We start from the raw sequence: 11952 nt of genomic DNA, 5'->3' as shown, positions 1-11952 counted from the left end.
GAGGAGGGGCGTATGACTATTCAGCTTGAAAAACAAGGTCAGGTGGGTATCCTTACTATTCAACGTCCAGAGGTGTACAATTGCTTAAATCTGGTGACGTTAGAACGATTGCAGCGTCTACTGCTGGAAGTATCGACGGATACGGATATACGCGTTGTAATCATCACGGGTGCTGGGGATAAAGCATTTTGCTCAGGAGCTGATCTGAAAGAGCGCAAAACGATGCAGCAATCCCAGGTTCAGCAGTATATTCGTACGATTCGTGACGTATTTACCCAAGTTGAACGTTTATCCGTACCTGTAATTGCGGCCATTAATGGAATTGCGTTTGGGGGCGGATTAGAGCTTGCTCTTGCTTGCGATCTGCGGGTTATGAGCGAGACAGCGCAAACAGGCTTAACGGAAACATCTTTAGGCATTATTCCAGGAGCCGGGGGGACACAGCGACTACCAAGGCTGATTGGAAAAGGGAGGGCGAAGGAATTAATTTTGACAGCACGACGCATCGGGGCCAAAGAAGCACTAGAAATTGGCTTGGTTAATCAAATTGTTCCAGCAAATCAGGTGCTTGAGGCTTCCCTTTCTTTAGCTCAACAAATCGCGTTAAACGCGCCACTCGCCCTCGCTCAGGCTAAATGGGCGATTGATTATGGCATGGAGGTGGATATGGCCACAGGATTAGCGCTAGAGAGCAATGCTTACCAAATCCTTGTGCCAACGAAGGACCGCCTTGAAGGACTTGCCGCTTTTGCAGAAAAACGCAAACCCGTATATCGAGGGGAATAAGGAGGGGAATAAAGAATGAGCCAATCAATCGAAGAGCTATTGCGGCAACGGATGGAGCAAATAAAACAAGGCGGGGATCAAAAATATCATGACAAGCAAAAGGAACAGGGTAAGCTGTTTGTGCGTGATCGTCTGAATTTATTGTTTGATGAAGGGGAATATACGCTGGAGGATGGCTTGTTTGCTAACTATAAGGCAGGCAATCTACCTGCGGATGGAGTCGTTACCGCCATTGGTAAAGTAAACGGACAAACCGTATGCGTTATGGCTAACGATTCCACAGTGAAAGCAGGATCATGGGGCTTTAGAACAGTAGAAAAGATTATTCGTATTCAAGAGACAGCAGAAAAGCTATGTGTGCCATTGCTATATTTGGTGGATTCCGCGGGAGCACGAATTACAGACCAGCTGGAAATGTTCCCAGGTCGTCGTGGAGCAGGGCGAATTTTTTATAATCAGGTAAAATTATCTGGAAAAATTCCACAAGTATGCATTTTATTTGGTCCCTCTGCCGCAGGCGGGGCCTATATCCCAGCCTTTTGTGATATCGTGATTATGGTGGAAAACAATGCAAGTATGTACTTAGGGTCTCCGCGAATGGCAGAGATGGTTATTGGTCAAAAAGTATCGCTAGAAGAATTAGGTGGGGCACGAATGCATTGTAGCGTAAGTGGCTGTGGTGATGTTCTGGCTGCTAACGAACAAGAAGCCATTGCATCAGCCCGCCGTTACCTGAGCTTTTTCCCGTCCCACTATCAAGAGCTACCACCGGCGGTAAAAGCAAAATCTCCAGTGGAGACGGCAAAGGATATCAATGCACTCATACCGGAAAATCAGAATGCACCCTTTAACATGTATGATTTAATTGATACCTTAGTAGATGATGGATCGTTTTTTGAAATAAAGAAGTTATTTGCACAAGAGCTGATCACCGGTTTAGCTCATCTTAACGGCAAACCAGTAGGCATTATTGCCAATCAACCGCGTGTCAAAGGTGGCGTTTTATTTGTCGATTCAGCAGATAAAGCGGCTCGCTTTGTGACCCTGTGCGATGCATTCCATATACCTCTTCTGTTCCTTGCAGATGTGCCAGGCTTTATGATCGGAACAGCGGTCGAGCGGGCTGGCATTATTCGTCATGGAGCTAAAATGATTTCGGCAATGGCAGAAGCTACTGTACCTAAGATATCCGTAATTGTAAGAAAAGCATACGGGGCAGGTCTATATGCAATGGCTAGCTCTGCATTTGAACCGGATGCGACTCTCGCATTACCTCATGCTCAAATTGCGGTGATGGGGCCAGAGGCGGCTGTGAATGCCGTATATAGCAATAAGATTCAAGCAATGGATGATCCACAGGAGCGACAGGCGTTTATTATGGAAAAGCGTCAAGAATATCAAGAAGATATTGACATTTACTTGCTTGCTTCAGAATTGATTGTGGATGCGATTAGTGAACCATCTCAGCTAAGAAATGAGTTAATCTGGCGGTTTGATGCTTACCAAAGTAAACAGCAAACCTTTACCAATCGTAAACATCCGGTTTATCCAGTGTAAAAAAAGGGACTCCGTGGTAAGGAGTCCCTTTCTAGCATTGGTTATATAACGACGGGAGTTAATCCTTAAATAAATCTCCAATTCCGTTAATCATCCCGCCGTTACCGGACTTTCCCATGTTAGCTGCAATTTTACCTGCCAATCCGGCGATAGTCATAGTTTGCAGCCAAATTTTACCTGGGCCACGCAAGGTTGTTAAAAATAAACCTTCTCCGCCAAAAATGATATTTTTAATGCCTTTTACACGTTCGATACTCATATCTACAGAGGATTCGTAGGCTGCAACATGGGCTGTGTCCACCTTTATGACTTCCCCATGCTGTAGATTCATCTCAGCTACTTCACCGTCTATCTCTAAAAAGACCATTCCGCGACCGCTTAGACGCTGCATGATGAAGCCTTCGCCACCAAAAAAGCCTGTGCCTAATTTCTTTTGAAAATGAATGGAGACATCAATGTTTTCTGTTCCTACCAAAAAGGCATGCTTTTGGGCGATAATCTCGTTTCCAGGATGAATGGTTACGGGAATTATTTTGCCGGGAGCTGCAGGTGCAAAGGCAATCATTCCTGGCGTATGTAAGGCTTCAAAAAATGTGAATGTTAATGATTCTCCAGAGAAGGCGCGTCCAAGAGATTTGAGCATGCCACCCTTAAAGCTGGTGTCCATTTTTATATTTTCGCTCATCCAAATCATAGAACCCGATTCAGTAAACAATCGCTCACCGGGTTGCAGGTTGAATTGGAGAGCCTGCATGGTAGAACCCATAATATGATATTCCATACGTTACCCACCTTTAGTTGATTTCAACGGGATTATAAGGTAGTTTTCAGAAACATTCCACAAAAATTTTATGGAAGGCATTTTCCGCCCCGCGAATATTTGTTATGCTGATTATGTCTAACTTCTCTGATAAAGGTTGGGAGTATTATGAATATCGCAATCATTGGTGGCGGGTCTGTAGGATTATTGTTGGCTGCCAGATTGTGTCTAGCAGGTTCACAGGTGCAGGTAATCACACGTACGCGACAGCAAGCGGATGAACTAACAAAGCACGGTCTACTATTGCACTCTTTACAAGGCGAACAGAAACGAATTCACATACAAGCCGTCTCGATGGAGGGTGACCTTCCGAAAGCTGATCTCTATGTGTTAGCGGTCAAACAGACAAGTCTTACTGAAGTATTGCCTGTTTTACGTAAAATTGATCCAAGTGCACGCGTCCTTGCTGTGCAAAACGGTATGGGTCACGACGATCATCTGAAGGAGGTGCTAGCTCTTAACCAGATTTATTTTGGTGTTCATACGGAAGGGGCTCGACGACACTCTTACACGGAGGTAGAGCATACGGGTAAGGGGACGTGGCAGGTAGGTTCAATAATTGGACAAGAACAAAAGGCTCTTCCCTTAGATCCAGTAATCGAAGCATTCCTGTCTGTGGGAGAGGTAGCTGGGCTTGCCATCAAGTATGTTTCTGACATTTATGGGGTGATGTGGCGAAAATTAATGGCGAATGCTGTTATTAATCCACTCACAACTCTATTTGAAATTCCGAACGGTGCGTTGCTTGAATCTACAGAGACGATGGTTCTTATGAAAAGGCTATTCGTAGAGGCAAAAGAAGTCGCATCCTTACACGGGCAAAAAATTGACGAATCAAGTTGGCAGGAAATTGTACAAATTTGCCGAAATACATCCAGAAATTATTCTTCGATGCTACAGGACCTGCTGAACTGTCGTCCATTGGAGATTGAAGCAATCAATGGCTATATTGTAAAGCAAGGAAGAGAGCTTCAAATAGCAACACCACACCAGGAGGCAGTTTACAAAGCTACTCTCCTCAAAGCAGGCTTGATGGCCCAAAGGGGATAAGTCCATTGCTCTTTCTCTTTAAAAATTTTTGGGGCGTATTAACAATTTTTCCTTTCGTAGCTTTCATAATCACGTTCTTCACAGTATTTTTTTGGAAAAAACAGCAAAAAAAAGCTTTTGCTTGGTCTGTGAATATTACGAATATTTTTTTAGTTGTTTCGGTCGCTCAGATCTATAAAGGGTTATGGCCTGAAGCGGTTTCTGCTTGGATACTAATTCTATTGTTTCTTCTTGGCTTGGCAGGAATGCTGTTCTATCTACAAATGAAGGTGCGCGGAAGGGTGTCGTGGAAGAAAATAGGTTCTGCTACCTGGCGAATTTCCTTTATTTTGTTCATGTTTACCTATTTCTGTCTTTTTTCAACCGGCATCTATAAAACGATGCAGGCCGCGCATGTTGGTTTGTCTATCATGTAACGAAGGTTGGTGCATAGGATGACGTTACCCATAGAGCTAATTGGAAACAAAATTAGGGCCGTTCGTAAGGAAAAAGGATATACCTTGGAAGTTATGGCCTCAAAAACTGGTTTAAGCAAAGGCTTATTAAGTCAAGTAGAAAGAGGAATCTCTCAACCATCTTTGGAGTCTTTATGGCGTATTACGAAAGCGCTTGAAGCGCCGCTAATACACTTTTTTGAGGATGTGGAGCAAAGCCATATTCACGTGGTGCGTAAGGATAAGCGCAGACTTATGGTGTTTCCTGATTCCACTGGTACGTATTCGTTGTTATCAGGAGGCGGTGCTTCTAAGCTCGCTGTCATGGAGGTGCGGCTACAGCCTGGAGAGCAGGCGAAGGATGTCTTTGTCTCTCATGAGGGAGAAGAGTGTCTAGTCGTAATCGAAGGTCAGTTGCAGGTCAAATTGACAGAGGATGAGTATCAATTAGAAACAGGTGACAGCATCTATTTTGACAAGGCACAATTGCATACGGTTGCAAACGTGAGTGATGCGCTTACCGTTGCTATTTGGTCTGTCTCTTCGCCTCGGTTTTAAAAATGGATGATAAAAAATAAACTTGCAGGACACTTCACGGGAGGGGTCCTGTTTTTCGTGCTTGCTCGCCGTGTTATAATTTATAATAACAATTTGAAAGGGCGAAAGTAGGAGACGAATGAAAACTACAAAATGTTATGTACCAACAACAAATTCATTTCAAAACGATTTTCTAAAGGAAAGCCCCAAAGCTCTCTCCTTTTTTACATATGCTCCCTATGATCCTCAATCGTATGTTACTCGTATGCAGTATGTGTCTAAAAAACGTTATCCGCATCGCAATCTCTTGGCAGATGCTCTTTATGCCTATAACAAGGCAATTGGAAATCATGAGGTAGCTTTGCAAATGATAGAGAAGCTTCGTGAACCCAATTCCTTAGTCGTGGTAGCAGGACAACAAGCGGGGCTGCTTACTGGGCCTCTTTATACCATTTATAAAGCAATTGATGTGATTCAATTAGCGAAGCAGACGTCAGCGCAATTAGGGGTATCAGTGATCCCGGTGTTCTGGATTGCTGGAGAAGACCATGATTGGGAAGAAATCAATCATTTTTACCAACTCACGCAGAAGAAGGAGCTTCGCAAAGTAAAAGTAAAGGCAAAACATATCAAGAAGCACTCCGCTACAGATATGAGAGTGGAACAAGCAGATATGTTGCGAGTCATTGAGGATTTCTTTGCAGAAGAGGCTGAGACAGACTATAGCGAGACAATCCGATGTTGGTTAGAAGAGACCGCGCAACGCTCGCATACATTAGTGGACTGGTTTGTGCAATTGATGGCGAGGCTGTTTGGTGCACATGGATTGGTATTCATCGAATCCTCCTTACCTACTGTCCGTCAGCTTGAGCAGCCTGTTTTTGAACAAATCATTCGAGAGAATAAGGAATTGAATGAGACATTGCTACAAGCGCAGGCAGACCTGAAAGAGTACGGATATCCTGAACAGCTGGACATTTCACCACAGCAGGCGAATTTCTTTTTCTATGAACAAAAGGAGCGCTTGTTAATGGAGCGGGTCGAAGGAGGTTTTCAGAGCAAGGATGGAGGCAAGGTTTATACACAAGCAGAATTGCTGGCTATTTTACACGTCTCCCCAGAACGCTTTAGCGCCAATGTAGTGACACGTCCCTTGATGCAGGAGCATTTACTGCCGACCTTGGCTTTTGTCGGGGGACCTGGGGAAGTGGCCTACTGGGCATACTTTAAAAAATACTTTGCTGCTTTTGGCTATGAGCTACCGATTGTCTTGAGACGAACTTCGATCACGTTGATGGAGGGGGCTCTAGAGAAAATCAGAGAACAAAAGCAGATTAGCTATGAGACGCTACTGAGTGGATTTGCGGATTGGAAAGAGAAGTGGCTACAATCACTGGATGATCACGGGTTTGCTCAGCGCTTTGAGCAGAAGAAACAAGAACTTGAAATGCGCTATCGTGAGCTGCTACAAGATGTAATCGCATATGATAAGGGTTTAGCTCAATTGGCTCAAAAAAATGTAGAACGACTGGTGCAGGATGTTACTTTTATGCAAAACCGCACGGAAAAAGCCGTTCTTCGAAAACATCAAGTGGAAGTGGAGCGGGTTGTGCGTCTGGAGCAATCTATCGTACCGCTGGATAGCTGGCAGGAGCGGGTATATCCTATTTTTACGTACCTGAATCGTTTTGGCCCAGATTTAGTGGATCGATTGCTGAATACGGACTTCGAGCGTGATGGCTCCCATCAAGTTGTCTATATATAAATATGATCTATGAAATAGAAAAAAACAGCGTTCTAGCAAATAGAGCGCTGTTTTTGTTATAAAAAAGGATATCCTAGATTCTGCGCTTGCAAACAAGGTAGGCTGTGTTGTAGAATCACCCCAAATCTATCGCTTGTCCGGGAGGTAAGTATGAAAGTAGTATTGCATCAAATTTCAAATAAAGTAGGATTGCGTGAAACCCAATTAGCAGAGGCGATTCATAATGGAGATGTCACAGGTGAAGTCCCTGACCAAAACCCATATTCAAAACTAGCCTGGGTTGATCTTTTATCGTTACAGAATTATATGGAGTGGTTATACGAGCAAGATAAGATAACGGAGCAGAAATTTTTAAAAGGCGTTCGTCATATTGAACGAATGAAGCAGAAGCTATTAAAGTGACTTTCAAACGAATGGATAGGCTGTGCGAACCTATCGTATATTACATCATACACTGCCAATATAACCTGCAAAAGAGGTGTAACTGACAGTGCAGAAGAAACGAATCGGAATTTTAACGTATAGAAATGGTAAACGCTTTGGCGAACCGTTATTTTTTCGTCATTTGCTAACAGAGGGAGAAAAGCTTGGGGCGACTGTATTTTTGTTTTCACCAAATGATGTATTTGAATCAAAACGCCAAATTAGAGGATTCGTTCCTGGGCCTGATAAGACATGGAAAAGTAAAATGTTTGATTGGCCTGATATCGTAATCGACCGCTATCGATATTATCCGAAACCTCAGCATAAGGACTACCTTGCTTTCCGTAAGCGTCCATTGTTTACCTATGCCAATAGTCGGTTTAGTTCTAAATGGAATGTATATCAGGTGTTAAATCAACAGCCATCTATGCAGCCATGGTTACCGGAGACGTTTGCCTATGATAGGGAAGTATTAAGCAATATGCTGCAAAAGTACCCGCTGATTTATGTAAAGCCAGCTCAGGGAACGGCGGGTCGCAGTATCCTGCGTATCAAAAAGACCTCTTCGGGTTATGATCTATTGGGAAGAGGGCTACATTTAAATAAGGTGAGTCACAAGGTAAAGACTCGGGCTGAACTTCATCAGTATGTAAAGGAATGGGTAAAAACGGAGAGACTGGGCGAAGAGATTTTTCTTATTCAACAAGGCCTGCAGCTTGACTTGATACCAGATCGAACCGTTGACACACGCATTCTTATTCAAAAAACGGGATCGGGAGAGTGGGAAGTAACAGGTCTTGGTATGCGCATTGGCGGAGTCAAAAGCTCTACCTCAAATTTACATGGAGGAGGGCTAGCAAAAGATGCGCGAAAAGTGCTTACAGACTGTTTTGGTGAATCTGCGGCAACCAAAATTATACGTAACTGTTACTCGCTCGCTCATCAAACAGCAAAAGCGGTGGAATCCTACTATGGACGCATGATTGAATTGGGATTAGATGTAGGAATTGACGTATCAGGTCGACCTTATTTAATCGAAATTAATCCGAAGCCTGGACGCGACATTTTTCGAAAATTGAAACGTAACAAGGTCTACCAAAAGGCAGTCATGCGTCCTATTCAATATGCACTGTATTTACTAAAACAACAATAAATTTCCCATCCTGGATCATACAGTATGATGAACTGCACAAAAATTCAGCATAAAAGGGTGATGTAATTCCTACCTATGTGGTATGATATAAAAGAAGACGGGTTCACATTTACAGAAGGAGGGTTTTTAGCAAATGACAATGGTTCAAGAAAGCATCGTAAAAGACATCGCCCTAGCACCTAACGGCCATTTAAAGATTGATTGGGTAAAGGAACATATGCCGGTGTTAAACCGAATTAGAGAACGCTTCGAACAGGAAAAACCATTCGCTGGTAAAAAAGTAGCAATCTCCCTTCATTTGGAAGCAAAAACAGCTTATCTGGCAAAAGTGATTCAAGCAGGTGGTGCTGAAGTTACGATTACCGGATCTAATCCTTTGTCAACACAAGATGATGTATGTGCCGCTTTGGTGGAAGATGGTATTCGCGTATTTGCTAAATACAATCCATCCGAAGAAGAGTATAAAGAACTTCTCATTAAAACGCTGGAAACTCGTCCTGATTTTCTAATTGACGACGGTGGGGACCTTGTAACACTTTTACATGGAGAGCGCCGTGATCTATTAGAGAATGTAAAAGGTGGAGCGGAAGAAACCACTACTGGTATTCTACGCTTGCGTGCTCTTGAAAAAGAAGGGAAGCTTGAATTCCCGATGGTAGCTGTTAACGATGCTTATTGCAAGTATCTGTTTGACAATCGTTATGGTACAGGTCAATCCGTATTTGACGGAATCAACCGTACAACAAACCTAGTTGTTGCTGGTAAAACTGTAGTGGTTGCGGGCTATGGCTGGTGCGGTAAGGGTGTAGCTATGCGCGCAAAAGGTTTGGGTGCAAAGGTTATCGTGACAGAAATTGACGCAATTAAAGCTGTAGAAGCATACATGGACGGCTTTGAAGTAATGTCCATGGATGAGGCAGCTAAGCTTGGTGATTACTTCGTTACAGTAACGGGTAATCGCGACATTATCCGCAAAGCTCACTTTGAAAGCATGAAGGATGGAGCTATTTTATCTAATGCTGGCCACTTTGATGTCGAAGTAAATAAAGTAGAGCTGAACGATATATCGACAAGCAAACGTGTTGTTCGTAAAGATATCGAAGAATTTGTCCTGCAAGATGGTCGTAAAATCTATCTGTTAGCGGAAGGTCGTCTTGTGAACCTAGCTGCAGGTGATGGACATCCTGCTGAAATTATGGATATGACCTTTGCTTTGCAGGCAGTAGGACTTGAATATGTTAGCAAGAACTATGAGGCAATCGGTAAAAAGGTATTAAACGTACCATATGAGCTAGATGAAACAGTAGCTCGCTATAAATTGGAAGCGCTTGGAAAGAATATCGACAAATTGACGCCAGAGCAAAAAGAATACTTAGAAAGCTGGGTCGAATAGGTAAGAAATTCGCTGGGATATGGCATCAAAAAATGAAGAAAAAAACCTGCTGACAAACGGCAGGTTTTTTTTCTATAATAAGGAGAGGCAAGAAGTGGGGAAAAGTGGGGGAGAGTGGTATCTCTCGGAAGGAAAGTGGGGAAGTTGGAATGTTCATGGGTGAGTATCAGCATAACATCGATGACAAGAACCGTCTGACAATCCCGGTTAAATTCCGTGATATGCTGGGCTCGTCCTTTGTTGTAACCCGCGGCCTTGATCGTTGTTTATTCGTCTACCCGATGGAAGAGTGGAAGGCGTTAACAGAAAAACTTAAATCTCTGCCATTTACCAAAGCTGACGCTCGGGCGTTTACCCGTTTTTTCTTTTCTGGTGCTACTGAATGTGAGTGGGACAAGCAGGGAAGGGTAAACATACCACCCCATTTGCGAGAACACGGCCGTTTACAGAAAGAATGTGTTATTATTGGCGTGCAGAATCGCATGGAAATTTGGGGCAAGACAGAATGGGATGCGTATTCTTTGGAACAAGAGCAATCTTTTGGCGAGATTGCTGAAAAGCTCGTTGATTTTAATTTGTAGACTCGGGAGTGACGTTATTTTGTTTCACCATGTAACCGTACTATTACAGGAAGCCGTAGAAGGATTACATATTCGTCCTGATGGAATATATGTGGATTGCACCTTAGGTGGAGCAGGACACAGTACTTTAATTGCTTCAAAGCTAGGTGATCAGGGTAGATTAATTGCCATTGATCAAGATGATGTAGCACTTGCAAACGCCAAGGAAAAACTACAGGCGTATCAAGATAAAGTGACTTTGGTGAAAAGTAACTTCCGCTATCTCAAGGATGTTGTGCAAGATTTAGGTCTTGATGGCGTAGATGGCGTTTTGTTTGATCTAGGTGTATCTTCTCCTCAGTTAGATGTAGAAGAACGTGGGTTTAGCTACAATGGTGACGCCCCGCTGGATATGCGCATGGATCAGCAAGCCGACCTATCTGCTTATGACGTCGTAAATGAGTGGGAGGAAGCTGCGCTATCCAAAATCATTTTTGAGTATGGCGAAGAGAAGTTTGCCCGGAAGATTGCCCGGCAAATCATCCTGCATCGTGAAAAAGCGCCGATTGAAACAACAGGACAGCTGGTAGAGATTATTAAGGAAGCTATTCCAGCTCCAGCTCGGCGTACAGGACCTCATCCGGCGAAGAGAACCTTTCAAGCCATTCGCATTGCCGTAAACGATGAATTACATGTGTTTAAGACCGCGGTTTCAGATGCTATTGACATTTTGCGTCCGGGTGGCAGAGTGAGTGTTATTACTTTCCATTCCTTAGAGGATCGGATTTGTAAGCATGCTTATTTAGAAAAAGCGCAAGGCTGTACATGCCCGCCTGGATTCCCGCAATGTGTATGCGGTAATGAACCGATTGTTAAGATTATCACCAGAAAGCCATTGCTGCCGTCTGAAGAGGAGCTTGCGGATAACCCACGTGCCAGATCGGCTAAATTGCGTATTGCTGAGAAGAAATAGCACATTAGTATAAATGAACACCGAAGAAGGAAGCCAGTTATACTTAGTAGGGGGGGACTAAGTTGAGTTATTATTCTCGTGGGAATTTGGCATATGAAGTAAATAGACGTTCTCCATCTCCGAAAAAGATGAAGCGTACTGTTAAAATCAGACCCGGGGTACCCACAAGTGAAAAGTTGATGTATTTGTTGCTCATCTTTGCTTTAGTCATTGCTACAAGCATTATAGGCTTCCGTTACAATCAGATTTCGAAAAATAACTATCAGATTCAGGTATTGACAAAAGAGATCGCTAAAATCAAGGGCGAGAATGAATCGATGCAGTTAAAAGTGGATGAAATGAGCAATCCCAAGCGTATTGGTGTTGAGGCGGAAAAAATGGGAATGGTCCTTGATATGAAATCAGTCCGCAATATGGGTGGCATTTCTATGGAAGAAAGTAAGGATAACAAAAAAGACGAAAAAACCAAACAAACCGAAAAAGTCCAATAATGTTACTCGC

At 43.3% G+C, this 11952-nt stretch carries 13 protein-coding genes; 12 read left to right on the top strand and 1 reads right to left on the bottom strand.

Annotation, left to right across the window (positions count from 1 at the left end; translation table 11 throughout):
• Positions 1-12: 12 nt before the first annotated feature.
• Both GOP56_RS09625 and GOP56_RS09620 read left to right on the top strand, forming a co-directional pair.
• Positions 13-786, top strand: a complete 774-nt coding sequence (locus GOP56_RS09625) for an enoyl-CoA hydratase-related protein (protein WP_003336671.1) — start codon at positions 13-15, stop codon at positions 784-786.
• A gap of 15 nt (positions 787-801) precedes the next feature.
• A complete protein-coding gene (locus tag GOP56_RS09620; protein WP_163245447.1) occupies positions 802-2343 on the top strand; it encodes an acyl-CoA carboxylase subunit beta in 1542 nt (513 codons plus the stop codon).
• Positions 2344-2401: 58 nt separating this feature from the next.
• Here the strand turns inward: GOP56_RS09620 and GOP56_RS09615 are convergent, their stop codons facing one another.
• On the bottom strand, positions 2402-3124 hold the full coding sequence (locus tag GOP56_RS09615) for a TIGR00266 family protein (RefSeq protein WP_003336673.1): 723 nt from the start codon (positions 3122-3124) through the stop codon (positions 2402-2404).
• Between the two features lie 147 nt (positions 3125-3271).
• Between GOP56_RS09615 and GOP56_RS09610 the strand changes: the two genes are divergently transcribed.
• The 10 genes from GOP56_RS09610 to ftsL all read left to right on the top strand — a co-directional run bounded on the left by GOP56_RS09610 (position 3272) and on the right by ftsL (position 11942).
• Positions 3272-4213: a ketopantoate reductase family protein gene (locus GOP56_RS09610; protein WP_003342625.1), complete on the top strand. Its 942-nt coding sequence runs from the start codon at positions 3272-3274 to the stop codon at positions 4211-4213.
• A gap of 5 nt (positions 4214-4218) precedes the next feature.
• Positions 4219-4629, top strand: a complete 411-nt coding sequence (locus GOP56_RS09605) for a DUF3397 family protein (RefSeq protein WP_003336675.1) — start codon at positions 4219-4221, stop codon at positions 4627-4629.
• Between the two features lie 18 nt (positions 4630-4647).
• Complete coding sequence (locus GOP56_RS09600) at positions 4648-5205, top strand: helix-turn-helix domain-containing protein (RefSeq protein ID WP_003336677.1); 558 nt, start codon at positions 4648-4650, stop codon at positions 5203-5205.
• Positions 5206-5323: 118 nt separating this feature from the next.
• A complete protein-coding gene (gene bshC / locus GOP56_RS09595; RefSeq protein WP_163245446.1) occupies positions 5324-6949 on the top strand; it encodes a bacillithiol biosynthesis cysteine-adding enzyme BshC in 1626 nt (541 codons plus the stop codon).
• A 150-nt stretch (positions 6950-7099) separates the two neighbouring features.
• The gene (locus GOP56_RS09590; RefSeq protein ID WP_003342632.1) at positions 7100-7351 is read left to right on the top strand and encodes a hypothetical protein; all 252 of its coding nucleotides are present in this window, start codon (positions 7100-7102) and stop codon (positions 7349-7351) included.
• An 88-nt stretch (positions 7352-7439) separates the two neighbouring features.
• Positions 7440-8525 (top strand): YheC/YheD family endospore coat-associated protein, encoded by a 1086-nt coding sequence (locus GOP56_RS09585; RefSeq protein WP_068791640.1) that lies wholly within the window; start codon positions 7440-7442, stop codon positions 8523-8525.
• A 133-nt stretch (positions 8526-8658) separates the two neighbouring features.
• Positions 8659-9918 carry an adenosylhomocysteinase gene (locus GOP56_RS09580; protein WP_003342637.1) on the top strand — a complete coding sequence of 420 codons (1260 nt, stop codon included), beginning with the start codon at positions 8659-8661 and terminating at the stop codon, positions 9916-9918.
• A 149-nt stretch (positions 9919-10067) separates the two neighbouring features.
• The gene (mraZ, locus tag GOP56_RS09575; protein WP_003336683.1) at positions 10068-10499 is read left to right on the top strand and encodes a division/cell wall cluster transcriptional repressor MraZ; all 432 of its coding nucleotides are present in this window, start codon (positions 10068-10070) and stop codon (positions 10497-10499) included.
• Between the two features lie 19 nt (positions 10500-10518).
• Positions 10519-11451 carry a 16S rRNA (cytosine(1402)-N(4))-methyltransferase RsmH gene (gene rsmH, locus GOP56_RS09570; RefSeq protein WP_022584292.1) on the top strand — a complete coding sequence of 311 codons (933 nt, stop codon included), beginning with the start codon at positions 10519-10521 and terminating at the stop codon, positions 11449-11451.
• A gap of 62 nt (positions 11452-11513) precedes the next feature.
• Complete coding sequence (gene ftsL, locus GOP56_RS09565) at positions 11514-11942, top strand: cell division protein FtsL (RefSeq protein WP_022584293.1); 429 nt, start codon at positions 11514-11516, stop codon at positions 11940-11942.
• Positions 11943-11952: the final 10 nt, after the last annotated feature.

Source organism: Brevibacillus sp. 7WMA2 (assembly GCF_010748895.1).
In the GTDB taxonomy this organism is placed as follows: Bacteria; Bacillota; Bacilli; order Brevibacillales; family Brevibacillaceae; genus Brevibacillus_B; species Brevibacillus_B halotolerans.
Note: the sequence above shows the minus strand (reverse complement) of the source record. Positions and strands in the feature narration are given on the sequence as shown.

Coding starts and splice junctions, on each gene's coding strand:
- mraZ (WP_003336683.1), top strand. CDS start 10,068: ATGTTCATGGGTGAGTATCAGCATAACATCGATGACAAGAACCGTCTG.
- GOP56_RS09625 (WP_003336671.1), top strand. CDS start 13: ATGACTATTCAGCTTGAAAAACAAGGTCAGGTGGGTATCCTTACTATT.
- GOP56_RS09600 (WP_003336677.1), top strand. CDS start 4,648: ATGACGTTACCCATAGAGCTAATTGGAAACAAAATTAGGGCCGTTCGT.
- bshC (WP_163245446.1), top strand. CDS start 5,324: ATGAAAACTACAAAATGTTATGTACCAACAACAAATTCATTTCAAAAC.
- GOP56_RS09620 (WP_163245447.1), top strand. CDS start 802: ATGAGCCAATCAATCGAAGAGCTATTGCGGCAACGGATGGAGCAAATA.
- GOP56_RS09610 (WP_003342625.1), top strand. CDS start 3,272: ATGAATATCGCAATCATTGGTGGCGGGTCTGTAGGATTATTGTTGGCT.
- GOP56_RS09580 (WP_003342637.1), top strand. CDS start 8,659: ATGACAATGGTTCAAGAAAGCATCGTAAAAGACATCGCCCTAGCACCT.
- GOP56_RS09615 (WP_003336673.1), bottom strand. CDS start 3,124: ATGGAATATCATATTATGGGTTCTACCATGCAGGCTCTCCAATTCAAC.
- GOP56_RS09590 (WP_003342632.1), top strand. CDS start 7,100: ATGAAAGTAGTATTGCATCAAATTTCAAATAAAGTAGGATTGCGTGAA.